The sequence below is a fragment of the Desulfobotulus mexicanus genome (assembly GCF_006175995.1).
Taxonomy (GTDB): domain Bacteria; phylum Desulfobacterota; class Desulfobacteria; order Desulfobacterales; family ASO4-4; genus Desulfobotulus; species Desulfobotulus mexicanus.
Genome location: NZ_VDMB01000034.1, coordinates 1 through 23,900 on the forward strand (window position 1 = coordinate 1; position 23,900 = coordinate 23,900).

Consider the following 23,900-nt stretch of genomic DNA (forward strand, 5'->3'; position numbering starts at 1 on the left):
GTCATGAGCACCGTACGCATACCCATGGATTTCAAACGGGACACCACTTCCGCAGCTTCCGGTCTCAGGGTGTCCGCCACGGCAAAAAGGCCAGCAAGCCTTCCTCCCATCCCAAGGGCCAGAACGGTTTTCCCCTCCCTGCGAAGCTTTAAAATTTCCCCTTCACCGAATGCCATGTCCACACCTTCATCCGCCACCCAGTCCGGCCGACCAATTAAAATGGCATGACCATCCACCAAAGCCTTGACACCGGCACCTCCCACACTGCTGAAATTTTCTGTAGGGGGAAGAAACAGTCCTTCATTCTCTGCGGCCTTCAACACAGCCCGGCCCACGGGATGCTCAGATCCCCTTTCCGCAGCAGCCCCCAGGGCAAGCAGCTCTTTTTCGGATAAACCCGCATCCAGAGACAAAACATCCGTCAACTCAGGCAGCCCAAAGGTAAGGGTACCTGTTTTATCAAACACCACCGTATCCACCTCTGCGGCATCCTCAAGGGCCATGCCGTTTTTAAAGAGAATTCCCCTTTCCGCAGCACGACCCGTACCGGCCATGACAGCCGTAGGAGTTGCAAGGCCAAGGGCACAGGGGCAGGCAATGACCAGCACCGCCACAAGGCGTACCATGCCCTCCAAGGCATCGCCCGCAGCAAGCCACCAGATGGCAAAGGTCAAAAGGGCCACAGCCACAACCACGGGCACAAAAACCGCAGCCACCCTGTCCGCCAGTGCCTGCACACGGGTACGGCTTCCCTGGGCATCACGCACCATGCGGATTATGCCGGAAAGAACCGTTTCAGAGCCCACCCGCTCCGCAACCATAATCAGACGACCCCCATGGTTCATGGTGCCGCCAGTCACAATGTCACCGGGTTTTTTATCTACAGGAATGGATTCCCCCGTAAGCATGGACTCATCCACAGCACTGCGGCCTTCTTCCACCACACCATCCACGGGCACAGTACTTCCAGGACGCAGAACAATACGGTCTCCCTTTCTGATTGCGGAAACAGGAACTTCCACTTCAAGGCCTTCTTCCATGCGTATGGCCATTTTAGGTGAAAGATCCATCAATTTGCGTATGGCCTCCCCGCTTTTCCCCCTTGTTCCCGCCTCAAGGAGCTTACCCAGCTTTATCAATGTAATTATCACCGCAGCGGTTTCAAAATACACATGGCCACCGGTGGGGAAAAAAAGAACTATAAAAACAGAATATCCATAAGCCACAGAAGTCCCCATACTGACAAGCACATCCATGTTGGCACTTTTATTTTTCAGACTCTGCCAGCCGCCCCTGAAATAATCCAGACCAGTGTAGAACATCACAGGCGTTGCAAGGAACCAGAGCAGATAATTCACCCAGGCCCCATGGCTCCATGCCCCCATCAGATTAAAATCCCGACCCATGGAAAGGATGAAAAGAGGTATGGTGAAGGCCGCACCCACCAGAAATTTTTTCTTCTGTTCCGCCACTTCTGCTTCCCTTGCGGCCTTTTCCACATCTTCAAGGGCCTCTCCTCCCCCTTCTTCCATCACAGGCGTAAACCCGGCCTGCCGAACGGCCTCAGCCAGTTCCGAAGGCCCTGTTTCTCCAGCGATATAGGCTACATGGGCTTCTTCTCCGGCAAAATTCACCTTTGCTTCGAACACACCGGAAACAGCGGACAGGGCCTTTTCAACACCTCCCGCACAATTGACACAATGCATACCCGTAACAGGAATGCGCAGCCTGGCCAGAGGCACCTGAAAACCTGCCTTTTTTACCGCATCCACCAGCTCAGGAAGGGATATAAGTTCCGGATCAATTTCCGCATCAAGGTTCTCAGAAGCCAGATTCACCCTTGCCCCAAGTACACCTTCAAGGACTGAAACCGCCTTTTCCACACCATTGGCACAATTGACACAGTGCATACCTGTAATGGGCAAACGAATCTTACGCAGCATAAAAATCCTGCCTTTCCATGATATATACATGATATATAAAGGATATGGACCAGCACAACACCGGATATTCCATGAATAAACAGAAACAATAAAGAAAAAAATTGCCTGAGCATAAAGCTAGACACAAAGTTTTCTCAGTGCAAGAAGATATTTTTTATGGGACAAAAAAATATATGGCGGGACAGGTCGATAAATCTGTATCCGGGGCATGCTTTCTCTTCAGAGAAATTCAGCTATCCACCCATGCAGAAAATACAAAGGAAAAATAAAACCCTGCATATAAAGTACAAAATCTTCTTATGAGCCGGAAGGGTCCTGGGTATCCAAATTAAGCAGGCTCTCGCCGCCAGGATATTTGCGGGTACGGTACTGGGTAAGCGTCATGAGTTTGCGGGTGAGATTCCCCATCTCCTCCACTGCCCGAAGAATATTATCCGCGTACAAATTTTCTTTTCTTTCAGAGGAACCAAGGTTTTTTAAAAGCTCTGAATATCCGCTAATTTTCTGAAGGGGCTGATTCAGTTCATGGCAGATGGTTGCGGCCATGCCCAGAGCACCCTCCAGCTTCTGCTGTTTTTCATTCTCAAGGTGAACATGCTTAAGCTCAACTATGCTTTTACGCAGTTTTCGGGTAAGAAGGGTTCTTTCCAGATGCACGTTAACCCGGGCAAGGAATTCTTCTTTGAAAAAGGGCTTCACCAGATAATCCGTACCACCTGAAGCAAATATCTTTAAAAGTTCCTTCTGATCTGCAAGGGCCGTTAGAAAAATAACCGGAGCATCCTCCATGGCTTCATGTTTGCGGATTTCCTGACAGAGGTTAATACCATCCATCCTGGGCATGACAAGGTCTGTTACCACAATATCCATGACCCATTCCCTGTCCGCCAGAATCTCACAGGCAGCCTGTCCGTCTTCGGCTTCAGATACCTGCAGCCCTTCCCTGCGAAGGTTCTCCGCAACAATATTCCTTGCTGTGTCACTGTCATCCACCACAAGGGCCGTAAGCCCTGCCATGGGCTGGGGGGGCTTTAAAATTGCTTCCACCGCTGCCTTCAGGTCTCCTTTCCCAAAGGGTTTGGTTATAAAGTCAGCAGCACCCAGAGCAAAACCCTTCTGCCGGATACTCAAAGTATCATTGGCCGTGACAAAAATAATCGGGATTCTTGCATCTTCCACATGGGTAAAAAAACGGCGGTAATGATCTTCCTGAAGCTTGCGGAAGGTTTCAAACCCACCAAGACCCGGCATATCAATATCAAGGGTAATGAGATCCGGAGAAGGGGGTTCCGCAGCCCTTGCCAGTGCCTCAAATCCATTGGCCGCTTCGCTGACCCGATAACCTGCAGCCTGCAGCTCCTCCCGGATCAGCTTCCGGATAAGGGCGCTGTCATCCACCACAAGAATTTCCAGAGGACGTGACATGAATAATCTCCTGCCAGAAAAAAGCAAAAAAAGCTTAAGAACAAATCTCCATAATAAAAAAAGGGACTGAACGCTCTATAAAGCGCAGCCCCCTTTCACAGCAAAGGATATGGAATCAGGCTTTTTTAAGGGCTTCCAGCTCTTTTTCCAGTTCTTCAATACGATCTTTCTCGCTTTTTACTTCCACGCCCTCTTCGTTTTTCCAGCTGTCCTTGAGTTCATCAAAACCAAGGTAAAGGGCAAGGCCACCACCGATCAGCAGCATGATCGGAAGAGCTCCTGCAATCAGCTGAAGAAATGCACCAAACCATACCGCAAGACCGATGACACCCAGAACAGCGGCAACCGCACCACCCACTAACGTTTTCATTGGAAACAAGCCTCCTTTAAAATAATTATCATTCCTGGCGATCTACAAAACTATCCTTCAGTCTGTAGTAATGTTTTAAAATCTTAACAAACATTACCCCTCAGTTTTTCAGATTTTTTATGTATAACCGCCCTCTTTGGGGTTGTTTTTCAAAAGACACACCCACGTTCTTCTGAATCCTGATAAATTTTGGAGAAAATATCACAGCCCTGAGAGCAAGACAAGCCTGAAAATACTTTCAGACCTTCAGACCTTGCCACAAGCCACTTTATCCCGCAATGAAAAAAATATTCAAAGGTTAATCCGTACCCCGCCGGGCATCCTGAAAAGACATAGATAAAGAAGCTGCGCATCCCTTTAAAGTTGCCAGTAGAAGCTTTCTCTGCTACTGCATAAGTTAGTATCAAAGGAAGATACGGAAAGCCTTTCCCCATTGTTTCCAAAGAAGGATTTACCATGTCTGAAACACCTGAGTCAGGACTCCCTCAAAAAAAACGTTTCTTTTCCCTGCGTAAATGGTCCAGGGATCAAATGGCCCATGAGAAGGAAAACCGTACCTCTGTTTTGAACAGAAAAGCAGGGTGGTTTTCCATCCTTATATTCCGGTTTTTTTTCCGTAACATCCAGACAGGACCTGAGCTGAAGGAAACCATGGATAGGCTTCCTTCGGATGCCATTGTTCTTTATGCAACTCCGCGACGCAGTACCCTGGAATTTCTCTTCTCCTGGTTCCGCTATCAGAAAATGGACATGCCAGCTCCACGCATCGGGCTGGATTACAAAGTAATTATTTTTCAGTCAATTCTCCGTACAATCCGGATTTTTTTTATACAGACACTTTACCTGCTAACCCATTTCCGTTTTGCCGACCCTTACACCATGGGATTTTACCGCAACCGTCTCACGGAAGGCCATGCTGGGTTTATCTATCTTTCCAGCAAAAAAGGTTTTGAGCGCCGCTTCTTAAAATCCAGAACCGATGCATTCAGCCACCTCATCGACCTGCAAAAAATTACAGAAAAACCCCTTTACATAATACCCCAAACCCTTTTCTTTGGCATTAACCCCCACAGGGACACCCATTCCATCATGGATCTTCTCTTTGGCTCTGCCGAAGATCCGGGAAAAATCCGGCGACTTCTGACCCTTATGGGCAGAAACAACCAAAAGGTTTTCATGGATTTCTCCGAACCTCTATGTCTGAAAGATTTTTTGGCAGAGCCGGAGATTCAGAGACTATCCACAGAAAACCAGACCCTTCAGCTTCGCAGAAGGCTTCAGAAAACATTCACTCTCCACCGCCAGAGCATCACCGGCCCTGTTCTTAAGCAACGGACAGAGCTGATTGAATCCATCCTCACCAGCGAAAAAGTGCAGCGCATCCTGGAAGAAGAAGTCAGGGAGTCCGGAAAAAACCTGCCGGCAGTAAGAAAAAAAGCCAATGACTACCTGGATGAAATTGCAGCCAACTATTCCATGGGGTGGATAAAGGTTTACGACCTTGCCCTGACCTGGATGCTCAAAAATATTTTTGAGGGAATCTCCGTGGATCAGCAAGGCCTGGCAAAAGTAAGGCAGGCTGCCAAAAAAGGCCCCCTGATTCTGGTGCCCTGCCATAAAAGTCATCTGGATTATCTTGTACTTTCATATCTGTTTCACCACAATAAAATGCCCTGTCCCCATATTGCTGCAGGCAAGAATTTAAGTTTCTGGCCCTTAGGCCCCATCTTCAGGGGCGGCGGTGCCTTTTTCCTCAGGCGCACCTTCAAAGGCAACCGTCTCTATGCCCGTATATTTTCCACCTATGTGGAAACACTCCTCTCAGAAGGCTTTAACATTGAATTTTTCATTGAAGGTGGCCGAAGCCGTACGGGCAAGCTTCTTTCCCCAAAAATGGGGCTACTTTCCCAGACCCTTTCTGCCTATGGTAAGGGCGTGGCTCCGGAATTGTCCATAGTTCCAATTTCCATCGGCTACGACCGCGTACTGGAAGAAAAATCCTACCTCCATGAACTGGGGGGCGGAGAAAAGAAACCCGAAAGCATGGGACAACTTGTAAAAGCCAGAAAATCGCTGAAAGTCCGCTACGGAAAAGTCTATGTGAACTTCGACACACCCATGTCCTTGAATAACTACTTTGCAGAAAAAAACCTCAACCCCGCTGAACTGGACAAAGAAGCCCATCAGGAGGTATGCAACGATCTTGCCTACCGCTGCCTCCACTCCATCAATCAGGTAAGCGTAGCCACACCCTATGGCATTGTGGCAGGAGCCCTGCTCAACCTTTTTCAGCCCACCATTCCCTATGCCCGACTGGAGGAGGTGATGGAAGCCTACCTTTCATACCTCTACCGTATGAATGTACGCATGGCAGACACCCTGCAGGTCAACCCCGACTACGCCCTGCGTCAGGTGGCCGAAGCCTTTGTACAGAGGGGCTTTGTGGACTCTGCCACGGAAATCAGCGAAGATCTGCGCATTGTACTCAATGAATCCAAAAGACCCATACTGGATTACTATAAAAACAATGTAATTGCCTTTTTTATACCTGCTGCCTACACATCCCTTGCCATTCTGGAACAGGATGCCCTGCAGTTCACCTCATCGGACCTGCACCTCACCTATGCCAAGCTTACAGAATTTTTCAGTGATGAATTTTTTCAGGATCCGGACCGCAGTGCCGAGGTACTTGTCCGCAAAAACCTCAAAGCCTTCATTGATGATGCCATACTGGTACCCCACCCAACCCTTCCGGACACCTATAATGTTACAGCTTCCGGACTGCGCAAACTCAAACTGTTTTCCGCCTTCCTTCTCACCTATCTGGAATCCTACTGGGTGGTACTCAACTTTTTCATGCGCTATCCCAAAGACACGGTGGACCCCAAAAATCGGCTTAAAAAAATCCAGGCCATGGGCCAGCGCATGAGCAAACGCGGAGAGATCAACCGGATTGAAGCCCTCTCCGGTGTCAATTACAAAAACGGCCTTGCCTACTTCCTGCGCTCAGAACTTGAAGGCTCCGAAGACAAGGAAGCCATAGAAGCCCATGCCAACCGCATACAACATTACATCAACCTTATAGTAACCTGATAATGCATGGGGCTGACCAATACATGGGACAGCCCCTTTAAAACATTCTCCATCCAAAGACCTGAAAGCTGTCCATGCGCGCCATTCTCCTTGCCGCAGGCCGGGGGATCCGGCTGAAACCCCATACAGAACATCTTCCCAAACCCCTCTTCCCCTCAGGTGGAATTCCCATTATCGACCGCCTGATTTTTCAGCTGGCTGAGCAGGGAATGGACGCCATCCTCATCAACACCCATCATCTGGCAGAGCTGCTGGAAAATCATATCCTCCAGAAATCCTGGCCCATACCTGTATTCTGCCGCAGAGAAAAAAAACTTCTGGACACAGGCGGTGCCATTGCCAATATGAAGGATTTTTTCACAAATGAACCCATGCTGATCCTGAATGCCGATATCAAAACAGATATGGACTTTTCTGCACTCAAAGCCTTTCACCTCAAAAAACAGGCCATGGCAACACTGGTTCTTTCAGCTTCTTCAGACTTAAATCATGTAGCGGTTCGTGGAGAACACATCGCAGGTTTCAGGGAAGACAGCGTTGCCCCGGAATGCAGACGCATGGCCTTTACGGGTATTCAGCTGCTATCGCCCGAAGCCCTTTCCTTTTTTGACACAGGAGAAATTTTCTCCTCCATTGATGCCTACCGATCCATGATTAATGCAGGCAAAAATCCCCTTGCCTATACACTTCCCCCTTCATACACCTGGTCTGACCTTGGAACATCTGAACGCTTTTCTGAAGCAGCCATGGAAGATCTGCTGCTTTCCATCAGGGGGGGAAGTGCAGCTTACAGGAAACAGGCACTGGCCGGAGACGGATCGGACCGGAAGTGGTGGCGCATCGGATGGGAAGATGATAAAAGCTGTATCATCGCCGATCACGGCATACAGGGACTGAGCCTGCCTTCGGAAGCCATGGCCTGCGCCTCCATTGCTAAGCATCTTGCCAGCCACATACCTGTTCCGAAAATTTTTGGCAGAGATATCTTTGCAGGTCTTGTGGCCATGGAAGATCTCGGAGATGAAAGGCTACACGACCGCATACTTTCTTGGGGTGCAGAAAAAACACTGCCCTTTTATGAAGATATCCTTACACTTATTCCTGCAATGAAAAAAGCCCTCTCAGGCTTCATACCTGAAATGGCCTTTACCTTTCCTGCCTATAATAAGAATCTGATTCTTGAGCGGGAATGCTTATATTTCCAAAAAGCTTTCCTTGAAGATCTGCTGGGACTTAAGACTCTGCCTGAAGGGCTTACATGCGCCTTTCACCACCTTGCGGAAAAAACCCTTGTATACGGCTGCACAGGACTCATACACAGAGATCTACAAAGCCGTAACATTATGATCCACAATGAAAAAATCCGTATTATAGACTTTCAGGGAGCCATGCAGGGACCGCTGCAGTATGATCTTGCCGCCCTGCTGATCGACCCCTATGCAGGACTTCCCTGTGATACTCAGGAAAATCTTCTGGAAAAATGCACATATCTTATGGAAAAGGAAGGATGCCACCCCAAAAACTTCCGTACCGGATACCGGTACGCAGCCCTCTGCCGCAACCTTCAGATCCTCGGTGCCTTCTCCTTTTTATGGAAGAGGAAAAACAAAAGCTTTTTTAAAGACTATATTTCCCCTGCCCTTAAAAGTCTCCTTGCCCAGAAAGCCCTTGAAGAGCCAGAACTGAAACCCATCAGAGAAGCTTCGAAAATGGCAGAATTCAGATGGAACTCCATGCATCAAACCTTTGCCGTCACTCCTGCGCAGACTGGATCCCTGTACTTTTGATTCCGGATGCCCACCTTTCGGGCATTAAGGATATGCTACCCTTCCTTAAACTTCGCCCAGCATTGAAAAGACATAAAAATACTCTCTCCCGTAACCTTTCCCACTTTCAAATTTTCCACTGCTGACCATTTGGTCTGCCGATTTGATTGCCCTGAAAATTGTTTGATAATGATTGACAGGTTCTCCTAAGCCCTGTAGTCTTATTATCCGGTGTGACTGATCTTAACGGGTCAATATCCATGACCTAAAATACAGACAGCTTTTATGTATTTTGTTACGATTGCACCATGAAATAATTGTTCTTTAAAATTTGGGGGCGACATGGCTTCGACGGGGATGTTGAAGTGAGGGTTGCATGCCGAGCTCTCCGCAGGCTCGTAAAACAGCGGTACCTAAAGTAATCGCAGACGATTATAACTACGCTGTAGCTGCATAGCTACCGTCCTGCCAGCACACTCCCGCAGTGCTGGAACGGGGCGTCGACTCGCGGGACCGCTTGAAAAATCTGCCTGCGGTTTTTCAGGTTAAATCAGCAGGATCGTCCGAACCACAGCCAGTTCAGAGGCGTTGGCAAGGACTAAAATCAAACTCTGAACTAAGCATGTAGATACTGTCATGGATAGTCTTCGGACGCGGGTTCAATTCCCGCCGCCTCCACCATTCCTTAAAATTAAGCCACCTTCGGGTGGCTTTTTTTGTGCCCGTTTTCCTGATTTTATGCGGGTTTTTGGGGCTTACACCATCTTAAGACTGTCACAAGAAACACACAAAAACATGGTGCAGCACGCCTTGTTTTGATAGTCCTGTGTGTGTTCTGGCAAAATCCGGACACACGGACACACGCAAAACACACACAGGGGGAAGGTGGCGATATGGCAACAAAAAACCAGCTCACGGCCATTGAGTGCGACAATGCGGCACCGAGGGAATCACGGTACGCATTGTCCGACGGCAATGGCCTTTTTCTGAACGTGTACCCGTCAGGCACAAAAACATGGAAAGCCCGGCTGCGGGTGGGCGGGAAGCTCCAGGAGCACACGCTCGGCCCCTTTCCGGAGGTTTCCGTAAAGGACGCCCGTCTGATACTGGCAAATCTCAGGCTGAAAATAGCGCACGGGATAAACCCTGCTGAGGAGAAGCAGGCTGCGAGAAATGAGGCCAGCGGCAAGAATGGATTTGAGGCGCTGGCAATGGACTGGTTCCATGCGGTACACGCCACGCAGGTGGTCCCGGCGCATGCAGACCGGAACTTATCCCGCCTCAATAAGCTGGTTTTGCCCTACCTTGGAAAACACAGGCCAGAGGACATTACCCCGCCGATGGTGCTGGAGGTTCTGCGGCGGATTGCGGCAAGGGGGCATGTCGAAACGGCCCACAGGGTCAAGTCCATTTTGTCGCTCATCTTCCGGTATGGTATTTCCCTGGGCAGGCTTGAGAGGGATCCGACACGGGATTTGACAGGGATACTCCCTGCGGCAGAAGTCGTGCACCATCCGGCAATCCTGGACGTGTCGGAACTGGCGGGGCTGCTGCGGGCACTGGACGGCTACCAGGGAACCCCCATCGTGACCGCTGCGGCCCGGCTGCTGCCGTTGATTTTTTGCAGGCCAGGGGAGATGCTGAATATGTGCTGGCCCGACATCGACCCGGCAAAGACCCAGTGGGTGTGGGTGTCGGCCAAAACACGGACGCAGATGATCACGCCATTGAGCCGTCAGGCCATGCAAATCCTGGCGGGATTAAAACCCCTCACGGGGGAGGGCCGGTTCGTTTTGCCATCGCTTCGGGCCAAGGATAAGCCCCTGTCAAACACGGCCATTAAGGGTGCGCTGGATTCTTTGGGATACAGGGGCAGGATGACATCCCACGGGTGGCGGGCTGTGGCCCGGACGCATCTGGTGGAAACAATGAACTATCCTGTGGACATCGTGGAAATGCAGCTGGGGCACAGCGTGAGGGATGCCTTGGGGCGGGCGTACAACCGGACCACTTTTTTAGATCCGCGGCGGGAAATGATGCAGGCCTGGGCGGACTGGCTGGATGAGGTACGGCTGCTGCCTGCGCCTGCATCCGCCAGTCCGGTAGACGGGGTGGACCCGTGGGCTCAGTGGACCGCCGATTGACCCGCCTCCGGTCCCACTATGGGGTGCTTTCTGGGCCTGCCTATGGGTTTTGGCGGCTGCCTGGGGATGACCTTTCTGGCATCCAGCGCCCTTTGCTCATACTCTTCTATCTCCCGGAGAGGCCAGCGCAGCACCGTCCGGCTCCACCGGATAGGCTGGGGCAGCTCCCCTGATTTCATGAGGTTATAGATTGTGGCGGGGGATATCTTGAGTTTTGCGGCGACCTCTTTGCGTGTCAGGTACATAAACCCTCCATATATATAAGGTGTAAAAATGAAAAAAATCAGTCTGGATGATCACAAAAAATATGGTGCTGAATTTTACGAGCTCAGGGACAGGATTATGGATATTGTGCAGCCCCTGCGTAAAGTCTACCCTCGGGCAGACGCCAAAGCCGAGGCCCTGCTGTCTGCCATGGAGGGGTTCCGTACCATCATGGATGATATCGTGTGTGGGGAATATCCGCAGCTCCCCGATATGGAGCGGGTGTACTACCCACGAAATCCGGGTCAGTAGATGCCAGACAGACAGCCTCTATGCGGGCAAAATAGGCTATGCTGCAATGGACGCAGGTAACGCAGCAGGCATCCCCCCGGAGCATGGCGTGGATAAATAAGGGGTTGATGGTTAAACTTTTTGTTTTCTGATGGCAGCATGGGCATTCAAACATGGCCTTCCTCCTTAATCCTTAAGTGTTTTCATATTTCCATCCGCCTTTCCTGTTTTCACACCTCACTCCTTTCATCTCCCCTGAGATAACAGCTTCTGCAGAGCATTCTCAGCCCCGGTGCCACCGGCTGCCTGCCGCAGCAGGCGCATTTTTTCCGGCCCCGGTGCAGGATCTTTGCCCTTTCTCTGGCCCTGCCCTGAGCCTTCTGAATTTCCAGCAGCTGCTGTCTGGAAAAAAGCCTGCCTCCCCGGAATGTGATGCAGCTCCGGATTTCATTTCTGACGGCTTTTTTATTGATGGTGGTGGAATGCCAGCCCGTAAGGCGCATGGCTTCCCGGATGTCTGCCGCATCTTCATCCGGTATCGGGGGCTGGGCGGATCGCCTCAGAAACCGGGGCAGCTTGCGGACTTCATCCGCCGATACAAGGCGCTCGCCGCCGGGGCTTTTTTCCGAAGAAATTCTGCCGCTGCGTACCCATGAATGCAGGGTGGGAACCGGGATATCCAGCTCCTTTGAAACAATTCTGAGAGGCTGCATGGCTTCTCCTCAGGCTGCGGGCCACAGGCAGTGAATGTGGCCGGATTTGAGTTTACGCTTTAAATTGGGATCCCGAAGACCGCTTTTTCTGGCAATGCCCTTGGTTCTGGCCATGGCCAGTGGGCGTCTGGGCTTTGCTCCATGACTTCTCCGCAAGCGGTAAAAGGTGATGATGTGCAGGGTGTTATGGCTGCGGCTGGATATGACGCAGAAATCTTCCAGACGGTGCAGCATGCGGCCATCCCGGTTGGGCATGGCCACCCCCGCAGACAGCACGGCCAGCAGATGGGTCAGGCCGAGGTTGCGTTCCCGCATACGGCGTTCGGCGTGTTCGGTGAGGGAGACATACATGGGACCTCCTCATTTCTGATGGGTTTTACGAAAAACCTGTTCCCGGACCAGACTGCGTTCCTTTGCCTCCCGTCTGGCCCTCTCCTTTTCCAGTGCCTCTCCGCAGGCTTCGTAGACCCGAGAGACCATCTCCATCGCATCTGTTTTCATGATGCCTCCGTAGCCTGTTCGAGTTTGCGGACCAGCTCATCCATTTCCTCAGGGGAGAGAAAATCAGAGGCCACGGCCTGAAATGCTGGCCAGTGAACATCGAGGAAAGTTTCGAGAGCCATTGCCTCAAGCTGTGTCAACTCAATCATGATGCCTCCTGTACGCTCAGGGTTCCTCTATCCAGAAGAGACGACATCTGACACGCCCTCCCCATATTCCAGCCAAACTCATAGGTGATGTTCAGGATGTCGAGAATGTACCAGAGCTGCCTGTCCGTCACTTTTTCAGTCATAAATATCAGGGCATGGCCATCCGGTCCCATCAGAGCTGCTGTGGAGGACGTTCTTTCAATTCTGCATTCTTTGGGGTCTGCGAAGATCATCCGGCACCTCCTGTGATGGTGTGGATATCCGTGCTGGTGGGCGGGAAGATCCAGAGACCGTTATGGATTGGCACTCTGGCGGCTTCCGCCGTGGAGGTGGGGGCCATGGACCGGAGAAGATCTCCGGTGGTGCGGTGACGGCGTTTCAGGCTGACCATTACAGCCATTACTTCCCGCCGTCGTCCCTTCATTGAAAAGCCGTTGACTTGGATTGGGGTCATGGGTATTCTCCCTTTATTGTGGTTTTGTATCAGCCCTTGTACGGTGGCCGCCGTGCAGGGACTTTAAACTTAAAAACCAAAAAACTTCTTTAAAATCATTTTTATTGACTTTGGTGTTTTGGTTTCAGATTGCCAAGAACAAAATTGCGTTTTATGTAAATTTATTTTACCTCTTCTTCCCTTTTCTGGCACAAACAAACTTTAACCCTTTCAAAGCACCAGAACAGCGTGATATCCTTGAACAGAAACAGAGCTTTGAAATCCTTAAGAATAAGGGGGAGGCATGAAAGATTCAGCACTGATTCGTGAATTTGTATCCCTGCCGCCAGAAGCACAAAAACAGGTGATGGATTTTGTTGCATTCCTTAAAACCCGGTACCCGGAAAAAAAGGAAAAAAAACAAAAAAAATCTCACCTTCTGGAAAAAGAGCCGTTTATAGGAATGTGGCAGGACAGAGAGGATATGAAGGACAGCTCTGAGTGGGTCCGGAATACGAGACAAAAAGAATGGAGTGGGAATGGACTTGATGAAAAGAACAGTTCTGGATACGGACATTCTCATTGATGCCGCAAAGGGGATAGATACGGCGGTGCAATGCCTTTTTTCACTTGAGAAAAATACAGGCGTTGCCATCAGTATTATTACATATATGGAACTGGTAGTAGGGTGCAGAAATAAAACAGAGCTGCGGAGCTTAGATCTTTTTCTGAAAAAATTCAAAGTCCTGCCATTGGATAACTCCGCTTGCGGCACAGCCCTGAGACTTCTGAAGCAATATCGCCTCAGCCATGGGCTTATGATTCCAGATGCCCTGATCGGGGCCACAGCCCTGACTTCGGACCTCCCTTTTATTTCAAAAAACCAAAAAGATTTTCGCTTTATTCCGGGACTGAACCTGCTCCCATACCCCGACTCAAAAAAAGAAGAGGAAATCAGAACCTGATTTCCTCTTTCTGCTTTAAAGTATTTTTACAAAGGTATAATAATACCCGCTTTCATGCCTGCAATAAATGATATCCATATCCACCACACGGCCATCCGCACGGGTGATATGCACGGTGCGACAGGCATAGCCCTCCCGCTCTACCTCCTCAAAAATGTCATCCCTCTGCTCGGGCTTCAGGTAGATGTCTCTGGCAAGATCCATTTTCTTCAGACTGTAGCCCAACAGCTCTTCCCAGAGTTCCCACTGGCAGTTTCGGATTCTTTTTCTGTCTGAAACCAGACGGATAACGTCTGTAACACCGTGCCTTTCCATCCACTCTTCGAATGCCTTGCGGATAAGGCTACTCACAAAAAAGAGGTTAGAAGTTTCCCTCTGCGCCTGTCGCCGCTCCTGACCGGAACGACGCTCCATGCCCACATTCTCCGGACACTGCCTGCGGTCTGAACCGCTGCGGCGTTCCATGGAAACTGCGAGGCCTTTGTGAGTCGCTGCTATTCCCCCGAGGCTTTTTTTCGGATTTCGGATTCAACCTGAAAGGTACTGGTTTTTAGGTCGGAGTTTTCCTGAAGGAGGGCTGTGATCATTTCCTGTTGTTTTTCTACGGTTGCCTGAAGCTTTTCAAGCTGAGATTCCTGCTTTTCCGAACGGAGCGTCTCCCTTTCCACAGTCTTGGCAAAAAGCTCCACCTGCCTTCGCAGGTCTGATATTCTTTCCTCATACATCTGCCTGATGGACTCATCCATAATCATCTTCCCCCCCACAGCCGGAGTATTCCCGTTGCAGGCATCCTGATCCTGACAGGAAACTGCGTCTGAATTTTCTTTAAATCCAAAAAGCTCATTAGGGGATATTTTTAAAAACTCACAAATGGCCGGAATCTTATCAGGTCTGGGCAGAGCGTTCCGGCTCCACCTGTATGCAGACGTGGGAGTATCTCCCGTAACAGCTGCCAGGTCCTGAGGGGAAACATTCAGCTTCTGCATCTGCCTGTTAATAATGCCGCATATGTGGTCTCGTGTATTCATATTCCCCTTATACAAAAAACGTAAAAAAAAATCTCAAACTTTACAATCGCAATAAAATGCTTTAGGTGTAATAAAAGATCTTGACCTTACTTTTGTTGTAAAATAAAGTGGAGCCATGAAAAAAAGAATAAACCATAAAATACTGGCAGAAATTCTGGGACAACACCCCCTTCATGTCCGTCGTTTGAGAATCGGTGAATGTCTTCCAAGACCCAATAAAGCTCTGTTGCTTGGGGATTCGCTGGGAATACCGCCCTACCACTTCATGTGGCCCGAACGCTACGGCAACCCATGGCCCATCATCGAGGCCCACTGGCCGGAGGTGGAAAGCTACCTCAAGGCCAGACTTTCCGGTGACAGACCAGCCCTTCCGGACTGCCTTGCCGCCTTTGGTCAGCAGCCGGAAAAAGAATATGTGGATTCAAAGGCAGGGTGAACGCAAAAATTTCATTTATTTCTGCGGAGATTATTTTTCTTTTTTCAGGGGAAAAACAGGCCCGTCAAAGGAGCGCCCATGAGCGACATCAACGCCATTTTGTATGAAGCCCTGATCCAGAACCGTGAAGATCAGGTGCTGGTTCCGCAGGTGGCCACCATGGCAGGCATGGCGGCACGCACCGTCTATGAATACTGCGCCGATCCCCGCCGCACTCCGGACATCCGGGCCATCCGCGCCGCCTTTGCCGTGACCCAGAGTCCCACCATCAAAATGCTGCTGGAACCGCCGGGATGGCGTCTGGTGCCGGTTTCTGATCTGGCCACACCCCAGACGGACAGCCTCAGCCGTGAAATCGAAGATGTGGTCATCCACACGGGCAACCTGCTCCAGCATCTTCGGGAAGGGCTTAAATCCAAAGAAACGGCCACAGTAGTAAAAACCGCCCGGCTCATCGGTCGTCTGGAAACCGAGGTCATGGAAGTACGAAGACTCTTTGAAGACACCATACGGCAGGGGGGAGAATGGGAAATGTCATCGCTTTGACAATCAAGAGAAAAAGGCTTTTGTCTCAGCTTATGAAACGAAAAGCCCTGAACCTTGAAGGCCCTGAAAAGCGCGTGATGCTCCTCAAGGCCAGAATGGCAGATCTGGATGCAGACAGGCTTGAGCAAAAATACGGGACGCCGGTTTGACTGGTTAGCCGGGCAGGGAGAAAGTTATGGGAAAAGCCGTTGAATTCTTAAATCCCGAAGAGCGGGCAGTCATCGCCAGGGGCTGTTTTCAGGAAGATTCCCGCAGCAGCACCGCAAAGGAGTTGCGGGGCCTGTGTCCCTTCCATGACGACAAAAACGCATCCTTTTCTTACTCTCCGGGAAAAGACGCATACAACTGTCTGGCCTGCGGTGCCGCCGGTGATCTCATTAAATTATGGGGTCATGCCCAGGGCAAGGCATCCCCGAAGGAGGCGTTTCAGGCATTCTGCGGCCAGTACAAGCCACAGGATCAGCCAGCAGGTGGCAGTGTGCCAACGACAGAGCAAATGGCAGCGGCGTGGGATCAGTTTCCCCCTCTGCCTCCGGAGATGTGCTCCCGTCTGTGCCGGGACAGGGCATGGACCGAGGACGGGATCACATCTCTGGACCTCAGACTGCAAACCCTTAGGTGGAATCCCAAGGTCGGTGGTTTTCTAGATGACAGGTACAAAAACCGAATAGCCTTTGCGGTGCGGGACGATTCCGGGGAAATCCGGAACATCCGCTCATACATGCCCGGTGCCAGGGAGTTTAAGCTCCTTTCCGTTGCCAAGGGCATGGGAGAAAGCCGCCTCTGGCCGCATCCTTCCACGCTGACTGATGGCCCTGTCTGGATCTGTGAGGGCGAGCCGGACGTGATCTGCGCCCGGAGCCACGGAATAAATGCCATCACCCAGACCACGGGTGCCCTGAGCTGGAAAAAGCAGTTCAATTTAAACTTTGAGGGCCGGGATGTGGTGCTGGCCTATGATGCCGACGGCGCAGGGATTCGGGGGGCCGACAAAGCAGCGGCTTCTCTGTCAAAGGTGGCGGCGTCGGTTCGTGTTTTAAAATGGCCCGACTTCATGGGCCGGGTGGATGGTGCGTGGCCCGAGGGTGGTGGCCAGGATCTGACGGACTGGTTTGCAAAGCACAGGCGGTCCGCCTCCGAACTGGAAGCCCTTCTGGGGGAAAGTCCAGTCATGGCTTCCGAGCCGGGTCGCCCTGAATCCGTAGAGCGGTTTTTTTCCGGCCGCTCTTTTCAGCATGCGAAACTCGCCCGGGAGCTGTACCGGGAAAACCCCCTGATTTTCGATACCAAAACAAAGACCTTATATAGGTGGAACGGGAAGAACTGGGCCAGCATCAGTGAAGTGGTGATCCAGCAGCGGGCACAGGCCCTGCTACAGGATGAATCCACCATGGCGAGAATATCCGATGCCACGTCCCAGGTGGCTGTCATGGCGGCCATGCCTGCGGAGCAGGAGCTGGACAACAATCCGGATCTGGTGCCCCTTGAAAATGGCATGCTCAGCCTCTCCACGGCGGAGCTTTTGCCCCATACCAAAGAGTATTTAAACACCTACAGGCTGCCAGTATCCTTCGATCCTGATGCAAGATGCGAGCGCTGGGAGCAGTTTTTGGCAGAGACCATTCAGGACATGGCAACCATAAAAGTGGTGCAGGAGTGGTTCGGGTATTGCCTCACCCGTGACACCAGCCATGAAAAGGCCATGTTTTTGATCGGGCCGGGCAGCGATGGCAAATCAACATTTTTGCACGTCATTCAGGAGCTGATCGGGGAGCGCAATTCATCGGCGGTCAATATGGCGGACATGGCCAAAGAGCATTACAGGGCCACGCTGATAGGAAAACTCCTGAACACCGCCTCCGAGACCGAGGGGGCTGCCTTTGAATCCGACTGGTTCAAGGCCATCGTTTCCGGTGACAAAATTTCTGCGTCCTTCAAATTTAAAGACGTTTTCGATTTTTCCCCCTACGTCAAGCTGATGTTTGCCAACAACCGCTGGCCAAAGGTCAAGGACAACTCGGACGGTTTTTATCGGCGCATCCTGCCCATCAAATTTAAAAGGCAGTTCAAGGGCAAGGCCATCCAGAAAAACCTGAGGGCGATTCTGATAGCAGAGCTGCCCGGTATTCTGCTGTGGGCGCTGGTGGGGCTGGAGCGGCTGCGGCTGCAGGGAGGGTTCACCCATTCGGATGACATCCACCGGACGCTGGTGGAATACCAGTTTGCCAATAACCCGGTACAGGCCTTTGTGGATGAAGAGTGCCTGGCGCAGCCGGAATATGATGGGCAGGGCCTGAGCGTGAGCAAGAAGGGCCTGTATGATCGTTACAGGCTGTACTGCACGGGGTATGGATTTCATCCTATGAACATCGTGCATTTTTCCAGAGAGCTTTTGACCATTCTGCCCCACGTCAAGGAAACCCGTCCCGGCGAACGAGGCGGTAGCCGCCAGAGGCATTTTGATGGTGTGGCTCACGTGGATAGGGGTGTCATATGATGGCCCCCTCTCTCCCCCACCCCCCCCCACGGGGCAGGGCGTGTCCAGGTAAACTGGCCAAATGTCCAGCCCGTGTCCAGGTAAACACGTTTACGGCGTTTTCAGATTTCCAAAAAAATCAGAATATTGCAAGCCGTGTCCACCGTGTCCAGGTAACTTCCGAAATACGCGCATGCGCGAGGGGGTTATTCTACCAAGCTACAAGCCAAGCGAAGACTCATAGTAGTTTAATAGAGATTTACCTGGACACGGTGGACACGGACTATAAAATCTTGAAAATAAAAGAAAAACAAAAATGCCTTAAACCAAGTTACCTGGACACGGGCATTTTTCAAAAACTTTTTAGTGGCAAAGCCATTGAAAATAAAGGGGTATTTTATGTTTCTTGAAAAATACCCTCAGCTCAGCCGGTTTACCGGGGGGCAAATCCTCTCCACGGGGAGCGAAGAAACGGCAAGCGCATCAAACCACAGCCCGGTCACGGCGGGGCTGCCGACGCACACTGGTGCGACTCGGGATGGACAAGCACCGCAGGCTTTCGAGGAGGGGGTTTCCCCGGAGGAAGTAAGCAGCGTCAGCACCACTGGCGTCCGAGAGGCAAGCGCATCAAACCACAGTTCGGTCACGGCTGGACTGCCGACACACACTGGTGTGACTCGGGATGGACAAGCACCTGGATGCACGGGGCAGACGCACTGGCGGGACTTTCCCGCCGTGGTGGCGTTGTCCGAGTTCCTGCGGTCAAAACCCATGGGCATTTCTCTGGCCAGAGATCCGCACTGGCGGATCATCCTGAGAGCCAGGCCCGGCGTTACGCCTGAGGAGCCGGAGCGATGGGAGTTTTACCGGCAGGCTCTGACACTGGTCGAGGCTGCGCTGCCGGATCTGTACGAGCTGATGGACCACGGCGGGCTGGGCCTGCCACTGGCAGCCCCCCACGGAAACCAGCGTCGTTGAACCGGCCAAGGTACTACCCGGCCCCCGGCCCTCCACGGGGACGCGGAGCGCGAAGTTCGTGCACAGTGAAAGTCGAAAACGGAACGGAAAACGGAAAAGTTCGTGATTCCAGTCTGTTTGGGCTGATATCCGTCAGAATGCTGACGCTGCTGCACACCCCAAAAAGCCCGACCATCGGGCTGGCAGACACCCGGCTGAAGAGGCCGGAAGGAGCGCACAAAGGTTCCCGCTTACAGGGGCCTCGCGCAGGTTGTGGGTTTAAAAGTCATGGAAGGAGAAGGGATGGAGGAGACCCCGCCTGAAAGGGAGTTCAAGACCCTGATGGACGTCCTGCGGTTTTTGCAGGGAGAGGGCTTTTCCATCGAAAAGACCAAGCTCTATCAGGATCAGAAGAGCGGGCTGATCCGCTACAAAAAGGGCCAGCCCATTACGGAAACGGAAGTTCTGGCCTATGTGACCAGGGTGGAGCTGGAAAAGACCGATGGCGGCAGCCCCATCACCGCCGCCCGTCAGCTGGAAAAGGACAACGCCGCCAAGCGGGCTCTGGCTCTGGAGCTGATGGCCCAGAAAAGGGAGATGGTGGCCCTTCAGCTGGCACGGGAGAAAAAGAAGCTGGTGGACAGAAACGAGGTGGATCAGATGCTGGTGGGCCTGCTTCAGATCCTCGACACCTCGGCCAAGCAGCTCATGGACCGCCTCATGCCGGACATCTCCCGCATGGTGGGCGGAGACGGCTCCAAGGCCAACCTTGGCCGGGATCTGCTCCGTCAGGAGTGGGATGCCATGATGCACCGGCTTTCCCGCACGGAAGCCTTTGAGCTGAAGTACGCGGATGATGAAAAGGATTTTTTGGAAGAAGGATGACCCATGGAAATGCAGCAGCCCGTCCCCTCCTGGATGCCGGAGACCTACCGCAGCGTCATCCGCCATTCAGGCCACAGCATCCGTTTTCAGCCCCTGCCGGGGGTGAGGCGGGTGATGCGCCGTCCAGCGCCCATGTCCATTGCAGACTGGTCAGAAAAATACCGCTACGTCTCCCTTTCGGCCATCCAAGGCCCGTGGCGGCACGAGAACGCGCCCTGGGCCGAGGGCATCATGGAGATTCTGGATTTTCCCTCTGTGGTGAAGGTGGGGCTGTGCAAGTCCGTGCAGTCCGCAGGAACGGAAACCGCCCTGAACATGGTGGGTTCCCGCATAGATCAGCAGAGCGCCAAGGTGATTTTTGTGTATCCGGACAAGGACACGGGCCGCAATGTCATGAAAAAGCGCATCGTGCCCATGATCCGCCATACCCGGCAGCTGTCCCGGCACCTCACGGGGTATGTGGATGATGTGCAGGGGCTGTCGGTGCAGCTGGCCCATACATGGATCAAGATCGGGTGGTCCGGATCTCCGGCAAGCCTTGCCTCGGACCCCGCCGACACCGTGGTGCTGGACGAGGTGGACAAGTACATGCCCTTCACCTCCAACAAGGCCGAGGCCGGGCCCATCGAGCTTGCGGAAAAGCGCACCACCACTTTCCGCCGTCTGGGACGGGCGAAGATCTTCATGCTCTCCACGCCCACCACGGAGAACGGCCCCATCTGGAAGTTCATGGAAGAGGAGGCGGAGCTGATCTTTGACTGGCACGTCCGCTGCCCGGACTGCGGCAGGGAGCAGAAGATGGCCTTCAGCCGCATCCGATGGCCCGAAGGCAGCGCTGCGGATGCCTCCCGGGTGGAGTCCCAGCATCTGGCCTGGTACGAGTGCAGCCACTGCCCCTCCCGCTGGGACGATGAAAAGCGGGACATGGCCGTGCGCCACGGCAGATGGCGCTCCCGAGACAAGGGCCTTTCCATTGCATCCGCCCTGCAATCTTCCCGCCCCAGCCGTGTGGGTGTGCATTTTCCCGGATGGAATTCCCTCTTTGTGACCCTTTCGGAATGTGCGGCCTCCTTTCTCCGGGGGCTTACCAGCAAATCCGCCCTGCGGGATTTCTGGAACAACTACGCCGCCGAACCCTGGAAGATTGTTCTGGAATCCACCTCCGAGGCCGAAGCCCTCAAGGCCCGCTGCGCCCTTGCCCCCGGCATGGTGGCAAACGAGGCCGTGGCCCTCACCTGCGGCATCGATCAGCAGCACGGGGGCTTTTTCTGGGTGGTTCGGGGCTGGGACAGGCACTTCAACTCCTGGCTGGTGGAAAGCGGATTCTCGCCGGACGAGGCGGATCTGGATCATCTTTTGTATGAGCGGAGCTGGCCCATCGACGGAGAACCGGGCCTGCGGATGAAAATCTGGCGGGCGGCCAGAGATTCCGGCGGCAACGCCTACGACACGGGCCAGACCATGCGGGACGAGGCCTATCTCTGGCTGGACAGCCGATGGGGCCTCTGCCGGGGATGTCAGGTCTGGGTGACCAAGGGCGCATCCACCAGCCTCCCCACCTTCAGCAAGCTGGGAAACCCCCTGCGTCAGACCCGATCCGGCAAGAAGCTGCGCTCCGGCGCGCGCCTCATGCTGCTGGACCCCAACCGGCTCAAGACCTCCTTTTTCGAGCGTCTGGAAAACGCCATTCAGGGCCGTGGCCATGCGGGCTATCTCCATGAAGGCGTGGCCGAAGGATCGGACTATCTGCGCCAGATCACGGCGGAAGAGCTTCGGGAAGAGGCGGGGCGGCAGGTCTGGGTGCAGCTTCGGAAGGACAATCATTTTCTGGACTGCGAGTGCATCGCTCTGGCCCAGGCCCTGTGGGAATGGCCCGGCGGCGGGGTGAACCTCCTTCAGGATCGGGTGAATGTGGTGGAAGAAGCCGCACCGCCTCCGCCCCGGAGACCGAAGGACGAAAGGCCGGAGAAGGGGCGCAGGGTTCCCGGCTGGCGGGACAGGATGTGAGCCATGGAAATTGGTAAGACGGACAGGAAAAAGGAGGCGGCATGAAAACCAGCCCCACGGCCCTTGTGGGCTTAAAGGAAATTTGTGCCTACGCGCGGATGAGTGCGCCAAGGGTGAAGATTGCCATTCAGGAGTATGGATTTCCTGCCCGGCAGATCATCGGAACGGAGTGGCAGTCGGACATGCAGCTGGTGGATGAATGGCGGCGGGAGAGGATTGGAAGGGGGGCGACGTGAGGGATTTTATCACCATGCAGCCCGATGCCAGCCCCGTGATCTGGTGCGGGGACAGGAAAAGCCGGGTGGTGGATATGCCGCATTATAAAAGCGCCTGTGAGGCGGTGAGGGAGTTTGAAATGGGGGCTTATGGTAAAACGCTGGATGAGGGGAAGATTTTTGGGGAGGATGTGCCTGTGGAAGTGAAAGAAGAATTAGTGAATTCAGCAGAAACAAAGGATGGGAGCGGGGAAAGTTTCACGCCCAGATTCCGTCTGATATTTATGGGGTCAAAAATTCCTGATTTTAGTAATAAAAGGGGTCAGACCCTTTTATTCTCTTTTATTCTTTTATTCTCTTTTATTCTTTTATTCTCTTTTTTAAGCACTTTTTAAATTTTTAATCATATTTGTTATTTGCTCAACACCATCAAAAGTGCTGGGTAAATTTTCTGAGTTTGATAATATACCACTAAAAATCAAGTTTTCAAATTTTTCCAAAGCCTTTGGATCCACCTTTTTAATTTTATGAGAATAGTCTGTATAGGCTTCGATAAATTGACAGAGCGTCTGCCTAAGTTCAATTTGCAGAATTTGAGCTTTAACAGACCTATGATTCAAAAGAATTATCCTAAAAAAATACAGGAGTATTATTTCAATAGATATAACTGGAGTTATAATAATCAGGTGATCAAGGCTGAAAGCCTTAACTCCTTCTATATCTTTCACCACTAAATATGTATAACCAAGTAAAGGCAAAAAAATTATAACCCCAACAAGAAGCAAAGAGATAAGCAATACTTTAGATTCGACTTTCTTTTTTTGGGCTAAAGATGAAAAACCATCATATAAACCAACGAAATTAAAAGCATGTTTATACTTGTCAAATTTAGCTTCTAGTCCTTTTAAAACCAACTCCTTATCTAGTATCTCTTTATCCCAATTAGCCTTCAAATTATTTGCTTCATGTATTTTTTTATCAAATTCTAGGAGTTACGCAGTTGCCTCAAAAGTCCAAGCTGGGTGCTCCATATATTTCCTGACAGCATCCCTGATAATTCTGTATTTGAGTTCAAAACAGCTGAGGCCTGTCTTGAAACTGAAGACCGAAAAACGCAAGAATGTCCTTATTGCAAGTCCGATATGATTTCTTTGAGCTTTGGCAGCTCTTACATGAGAGCGTTCCACTCCACAGAACTGTTTAAGGTTACGATGATACTCTTCGATTTTCCATGAAAATTCAGACAGTTGAAGTCGCTTAAGATCATCCATATCAAGATGGTTTGTTGCCCAGTATTCAATTGTTCCATCTTTGCCTGTAATCCCAAAAAGCTTAATAAAACCGAACCCTTTA

Annotated in this window: 29 protein-coding genes, 1 other RNA gene and 1 pseudogene; 16 read left to right on the forward strand and 15 right to left on the reverse strand. The window is 51.8% G+C overall.

All coding sequences use genetic code 11. The features are described 5' to 3' along the window. The 4 genes from FIM25_RS15570 to FIM25_RS15585 all read right to left on the reverse strand — a co-directional run. Positions 1-1,943: heavy metal translocating P-type ATPase (locus FIM25_RS15570; protein WP_179953444.1), on the reverse strand; the 1,943-nt coding region annotated here is incomplete at its 3' end. Positions 1,944-2,240: 297 nt separating this feature from the next. After that, positions 2,241-3,368: a response regulator gene (locus FIM25_RS15575; protein WP_139450782.1), complete on the reverse strand. Its 1,128-nt coding sequence runs from the start codon at positions 3,366-3,368 to the stop codon at positions 2,241-2,243. 115 nt (positions 3,369-3,483) lie between these two features. After that, positions 3,484-3,738 (reverse strand): hypothetical protein, encoded by a 255-nt coding sequence (locus FIM25_RS15580; protein WP_139450783.1) that lies wholly within the window; start codon positions 3,736-3,738, stop codon positions 3,484-3,486. A 149-nt stretch (positions 3,739-3,887) separates the two neighbouring features. Beyond that, positions 3,888-4,196 carry a hypothetical protein gene (locus FIM25_RS15585; RefSeq protein WP_139450784.1) on the reverse strand — a complete coding sequence of 103 codons (309 nt, stop codon included), beginning with the start codon at positions 4,194-4,196 and terminating at the stop codon, positions 3,888-3,890. On the opposite strand from FIM25_RS15585, the gene FIM25_RS15590 reads away from it, so the two are divergent. The 4 genes from FIM25_RS15590 (at position 4,195) to FIM25_RS15605 (ending at position 10,741) form a co-directional block, all read left to right on the forward strand. After that, the gene (locus FIM25_RS15590; protein WP_139450785.1) at positions 4,195-6,831 is read left to right on the forward strand and encodes a 1-acyl-sn-glycerol-3-phosphate acyltransferase; all 2,637 of its coding nucleotides are present in this window, start codon (positions 4,195-4,197) and stop codon (positions 6,829-6,831) included. The genes FIM25_RS15585 and FIM25_RS15590 overlap by 2 nt on opposite strands. A gap of 74 nt (positions 6,832-6,905) precedes the next feature. Next, positions 6,906-8,618 carry a sugar phosphate nucleotidyltransferase gene (locus FIM25_RS15595; RefSeq protein WP_139450786.1) on the forward strand — a complete coding sequence of 571 codons (1,713 nt, stop codon included), beginning with the start codon at positions 6,906-6,908 and terminating at the stop codon, positions 8,616-8,618. Between the two features lie 312 nt (positions 8,619-8,930). Beyond that, positions 8,931-9,278, forward strand: a transfer-messenger RNA (tmRNA) gene (gene ssrA, locus FIM25_RS15600). 212 nt (positions 9,279-9,490) lie between these two features. Further along, positions 9,491-10,741, forward strand: coding sequence for a tyrosine-type recombinase/integrase (locus FIM25_RS15605; RefSeq protein ID WP_139450787.1), 1,251 nt, complete (start codon positions 9,491-9,493; stop codon positions 10,739-10,741). Here the strand turns inward: FIM25_RS15605 and FIM25_RS15610 are convergent. Continuing rightward, entirely contained in the window at positions 10,723-10,986 is a 264-nt protein-coding gene (locus FIM25_RS15610) for a helix-turn-helix transcriptional regulator (protein ID WP_139450788.1), read from the reverse strand. The two genes, FIM25_RS15605 and FIM25_RS15610, sit on opposite strands and share 19 nt — an antisense overlap. A 28-nt stretch (positions 10,987-11,014) precedes the next feature. On the opposite strand from FIM25_RS15610, the gene FIM25_RS15615 reads away from it, so the two are divergent. After that, positions 11,015-11,257 carry a hypothetical protein gene (locus FIM25_RS15615; protein WP_139450789.1) on the forward strand — a complete coding sequence of 81 codons (243 nt, stop codon included), beginning with the start codon at positions 11,015-11,017 and terminating at the stop codon, positions 11,255-11,257. A gap of 209 nt (positions 11,258-11,466) precedes the next feature. Here the strand turns inward: FIM25_RS15615 and FIM25_RS15620 are convergent, their stop codons facing one another. From FIM25_RS15620 to FIM25_RS15635, 6 genes are read right to left on the reverse strand one after another with little or no spacing between them, the layout of a single operon-like run. Beyond that, a complete protein-coding gene (locus FIM25_RS15620; protein ID WP_139450790.1) occupies positions 11,467-11,949 on the reverse strand; it encodes a MerR family transcriptional regulator in 483 nt (160 codons plus the stop codon). A 9-nt stretch (positions 11,950-11,958) separates the two neighbouring features. After that, positions 11,959-12,300 carry a DUF4258 domain-containing protein gene (locus FIM25_RS15625; RefSeq protein ID WP_139450791.1) on the reverse strand — a complete coding sequence of 114 codons (342 nt, stop codon included), beginning with the start codon at positions 12,298-12,300 and terminating at the stop codon, positions 11,959-11,961. Between the two features lie 9 nt (positions 12,301-12,309). Continuing rightward, positions 12,310-12,450 (reverse strand): hypothetical protein, encoded by a 141-nt coding sequence (locus FIM25_RS17190; RefSeq protein WP_179953445.1) that lies wholly within the window; start codon positions 12,448-12,450, stop codon positions 12,310-12,312. Beyond that, a complete protein-coding gene (locus FIM25_RS17195; RefSeq protein ID WP_179953446.1) occupies positions 12,447-12,599 on the reverse strand; it encodes a hypothetical protein in 153 nt (50 codons plus the stop codon). The genes FIM25_RS17190 and FIM25_RS17195 overlap by 4 nt, the downstream gene beginning before the upstream one ends. Further along, entirely contained in the window at positions 12,596-12,832 is a 237-nt protein-coding gene (locus tag FIM25_RS15630; RefSeq protein WP_139450792.1) for a hypothetical protein, read from the reverse strand. Before FIM25_RS15630 ends, FIM25_RS17195 begins: the two co-directional genes overlap by 4 nt. Continuing rightward, positions 12,829-13,053: a hypothetical protein gene (locus FIM25_RS15635; RefSeq protein ID WP_139450793.1), complete on the reverse strand. Its 225-nt coding sequence runs from the start codon at positions 13,051-13,053 to the stop codon at positions 12,829-12,831. Before FIM25_RS15635 ends, FIM25_RS15630 begins: the two co-directional genes overlap by 4 nt. Before the next feature lie 283 nt (positions 13,054-13,336). On the opposite strand from FIM25_RS15635, the gene FIM25_RS15640 reads away from it, so the two are divergent. Together FIM25_RS15640 and FIM25_RS15645 are read left to right on the forward strand one after the other, a co-directional pair. Then, positions 13,337-13,618: a DUF2281 domain-containing protein gene (locus FIM25_RS15640; protein WP_139450794.1), complete on the forward strand. Its 282-nt coding sequence runs from the start codon at positions 13,337-13,339 to the stop codon at positions 13,616-13,618. Next, positions 13,572-13,997 (forward strand): type II toxin-antitoxin system VapC family toxin, encoded by a 426-nt coding sequence (locus FIM25_RS15645; RefSeq protein WP_218961468.1) that lies wholly within the window; start codon positions 13,572-13,574, stop codon positions 13,995-13,997. Before FIM25_RS15640 ends, FIM25_RS15645 begins: the two co-directional genes overlap by 47 nt. Before the next feature lie 15 nt (positions 13,998-14,012). Here the strand turns inward: FIM25_RS15645 and FIM25_RS15650 are convergent, their stop codons facing one another. Together FIM25_RS15650 and FIM25_RS15655 are read right to left on the reverse strand one after the other, a co-directional pair. After that, positions 14,013-14,462, reverse strand: a complete 450-nt coding sequence (locus FIM25_RS15650) for a hypothetical protein (protein ID WP_139450795.1) — start codon at positions 14,460-14,462, stop codon at positions 14,013-14,015. Positions 14,463-14,491: 29 nt separating this feature from the next. Beyond that, positions 14,492-15,025 carry a helix-turn-helix domain-containing protein gene (locus FIM25_RS15655; protein WP_139450796.1) on the reverse strand — a complete coding sequence of 178 codons (534 nt, stop codon included), beginning with the start codon at positions 15,023-15,025 and terminating at the stop codon, positions 14,492-14,494. 115 nt (positions 15,026-15,140) lie between these two features. Here FIM25_RS15655 and FIM25_RS15660 point away from each other — a divergent pair, with 115 nt between their 5' ends. The 9 genes from FIM25_RS15660 to FIM25_RS15695 all read left to right on the forward strand — a co-directional run bounded on the left by FIM25_RS15660 (position 15,141) and on the right by FIM25_RS15695 (position 22,942). Next, the gene (locus FIM25_RS15660) at positions 15,141-15,461 is read left to right on the forward strand and encodes a hypothetical protein (RefSeq protein WP_139450797.1); all 321 of its coding nucleotides are present in this window, start codon (positions 15,141-15,143) and stop codon (positions 15,459-15,461) included. 78 nt (positions 15,462-15,539) lie between these two features. Beyond that, positions 15,540-16,007, forward strand: coding sequence for a hypothetical protein (locus tag FIM25_RS15665; RefSeq protein WP_139450798.1), 468 nt, complete (start codon positions 15,540-15,542; stop codon positions 16,005-16,007). Next, positions 15,986-16,156, forward strand: a complete 171-nt coding sequence (locus tag FIM25_RS17200) for a hypothetical protein (protein WP_179953447.1) — start codon at positions 15,986-15,988, stop codon at positions 16,154-16,156. The genes FIM25_RS15665 and FIM25_RS17200 overlap by 22 nt, the downstream gene beginning before the upstream one ends. A gap of 26 nt (positions 16,157-16,182) precedes the next feature. Further along, positions 16,183-18,504, forward strand: a complete 2,322-nt coding sequence (locus FIM25_RS15670; RefSeq protein ID WP_139450799.1) for a phage/plasmid primase, P4 family — start codon at positions 16,183-16,185, stop codon at positions 18,502-18,504. 714 nt (positions 18,505-19,218) lie between these two features. Further along, positions 19,219-19,461, forward strand: coding sequence for a hypothetical protein (locus tag FIM25_RS15675; protein ID WP_179953448.1), 243 nt, complete (start codon positions 19,219-19,221; stop codon positions 19,459-19,461). Between the two features lie 282 nt (positions 19,462-19,743). Further along, entirely contained in the window at positions 19,744-20,325 is a 582-nt protein-coding gene (locus FIM25_RS15680; protein WP_139450801.1) for a hypothetical protein, read from the forward strand. 3 nt (positions 20,326-20,328) lie between these two features. Then, positions 20,329-22,332 carry a terminase gpA endonuclease subunit gene (locus tag FIM25_RS15685; protein WP_139450802.1) on the forward strand — a complete coding sequence of 668 codons (2,004 nt, stop codon included), beginning with the start codon at positions 20,329-20,331 and terminating at the stop codon, positions 22,330-22,332. A 41-nt stretch (positions 22,333-22,373) separates the two neighbouring features. After that, positions 22,374-22,568 carry a hypothetical protein gene (locus tag FIM25_RS15690; protein WP_139450803.1) on the forward strand — a complete coding sequence of 65 codons (195 nt, stop codon included), beginning with the start codon at positions 22,374-22,376 and terminating at the stop codon, positions 22,566-22,568. 119 nt (positions 22,569-22,687) lie between these two features. Next, a complete protein-coding gene (locus FIM25_RS15695) occupies positions 22,688-22,942 on the forward strand; it encodes a hypothetical protein (RefSeq protein ID WP_179953449.1) in 255 nt (84 codons plus the stop codon). Here the strand turns inward: FIM25_RS15695 and FIM25_RS15700 are convergent. Both FIM25_RS15700 and FIM25_RS17205 read right to left on the reverse strand, forming a co-directional pair. Next, positions 22,928-23,500, reverse strand: coding sequence for a hypothetical protein (locus FIM25_RS15700; protein WP_139450805.1), 573 nt, complete (start codon positions 23,498-23,500; stop codon positions 22,928-22,930). The two genes, FIM25_RS15695 and FIM25_RS15700, sit on opposite strands and share 15 nt — an antisense overlap. Positions 23,501-23,539: 39 nt before the next feature. Continuing rightward, positions 23,540-23,900, reverse strand: a pseudogene (locus tag FIM25_RS17205) (IS701 family transposase); the annotation flags it as partial.

Excerpts from the sequence above, each read along its gene's own strand:
- FIM25_RS15635 (WP_139450793.1), bottom strand. The coding sequence starts at position 13,053 with ATGACCCCAATCCAAGTCAACGGCTTTTCAATGAAGGGACGACGGCGG.
- FIM25_RS15645 (WP_218961468.1), top strand. The coding sequence starts at position 13,572 with ATGGACTTGATGAAAAGAACAGTTCTGGATACGGACATTCTCATTGAT.
- FIM25_RS15695 (WP_179953449.1), top strand. The coding sequence starts at position 22,688 with ATGGGGGCTTATGGTAAAACGCTGGATGAGGGGAAGATTTTTGGGGAG.
- FIM25_RS15595 (WP_139450786.1), top strand. The coding sequence starts at position 6,906 with ATGCGCGCCATTCTCCTTGCCGCAGGCCGGGGGATCCGGCTGAAACCC.
- FIM25_RS15575 (WP_139450782.1), bottom strand. The coding sequence starts at position 3,368 with ATGTCACGTCCTCTGGAAATTCTTGTGGTGGATGACAGCGCCCTTATC.
- FIM25_RS17190 (WP_179953445.1), bottom strand. The coding sequence starts at position 12,450 with ATGAAAACAGATGCGATGGAGATGGTCTCTCGGGTCTACGAAGCCTGC.
- FIM25_RS17200 (WP_179953447.1), top strand. The coding sequence starts at position 15,986 with ATGGGAAATGTCATCGCTTTGACAATCAAGAGAAAAAGGCTTTTGTCT.
- FIM25_RS15590 (WP_139450785.1), top strand. The coding sequence starts at position 4,195 with ATGTCTGAAACACCTGAGTCAGGACTCCCTCAAAAAAAACGTTTCTTT.
- FIM25_RS15655 (WP_139450796.1), bottom strand. The coding sequence starts at position 15,025 with ATGAATACACGAGACCACATATGCGGCATTATTAACAGGCAGATGCAG.
- FIM25_RS15585 (WP_139450784.1), bottom strand. The coding sequence starts at position 4,196 with ATGGTAAATCCTTCTTTGGAAACAATGGGGAAAGGCTTTCCGTATCTT.
- FIM25_RS15650 (WP_139450795.1), bottom strand. The coding sequence starts at position 14,462 with ATGGAACGCCGCAGCGGTTCAGACCGCAGGCAGTGTCCGGAGAATGTG.
- FIM25_RS15665 (WP_139450798.1), top strand. The coding sequence starts at position 15,540 with ATGAGCGACATCAACGCCATTTTGTATGAAGCCCTGATCCAGAACCGT.
- FIM25_RS15690 (WP_139450803.1), top strand. The coding sequence starts at position 22,374 with ATGAAAACCAGCCCCACGGCCCTTGTGGGCTTAAAGGAAATTTGTGCC.
- FIM25_RS15625 (WP_139450791.1), bottom strand. The coding sequence starts at position 12,300 with ATGTATGTCTCCCTCACCGAACACGCCGAACGCCGTATGCGGGAACGC.
- FIM25_RS17195 (WP_179953446.1), bottom strand. The coding sequence starts at position 12,599 with ATGATTGAGTTGACACAGCTTGAGGCAATGGCTCTCGAAACTTTCCTC.
- FIM25_RS15610 (WP_139450788.1), bottom strand. The coding sequence starts at position 10,986 with ATGTACCTGACACGCAAAGAGGTCGCCGCAAAACTCAAGATATCCCCC.
- FIM25_RS15670 (WP_139450799.1), top strand. The coding sequence starts at position 16,183 with ATGGGAAAAGCCGTTGAATTCTTAAATCCCGAAGAGCGGGCAGTCATC.
- FIM25_RS15580 (WP_139450783.1), bottom strand. The coding sequence starts at position 3,738 with ATGAAAACGTTAGTGGGTGGTGCGGTTGCCGCTGTTCTGGGTGTCATC.
- FIM25_RS15620 (WP_139450790.1), bottom strand. The coding sequence starts at position 11,949 with ATGCAGCCTCTCAGAATTGTTTCAAAGGAGCTGGATATCCCGGTTCCC.
- FIM25_RS15615 (WP_139450789.1), top strand. The coding sequence starts at position 11,015 with ATGAAAAAAATCAGTCTGGATGATCACAAAAAATATGGTGCTGAATTT.
- FIM25_RS15680 (WP_139450801.1), top strand. The coding sequence starts at position 19,744 with ATGGAGGAGACCCCGCCTGAAAGGGAGTTCAAGACCCTGATGGACGTC.
- FIM25_RS15660 (WP_139450797.1), top strand. The coding sequence starts at position 15,141 with ATGAAAAAAAGAATAAACCATAAAATACTGGCAGAAATTCTGGGACAA.
- FIM25_RS15630 (WP_139450792.1), bottom strand. The coding sequence starts at position 12,832 with ATGATCTTCGCAGACCCCAAAGAATGCAGAATTGAAAGAACGTCCTCC.
- FIM25_RS15605 (WP_139450787.1), top strand. The coding sequence starts at position 9,491 with ATGGCAACAAAAAACCAGCTCACGGCCATTGAGTGCGACAATGCGGCA.
- FIM25_RS15685 (WP_139450802.1), top strand. The coding sequence starts at position 20,329 with ATGGAAATGCAGCAGCCCGTCCCCTCCTGGATGCCGGAGACCTACCGC.
- FIM25_RS15640 (WP_139450794.1), top strand. The coding sequence starts at position 13,337 with ATGAAAGATTCAGCACTGATTCGTGAATTTGTATCCCTGCCGCCAGAA.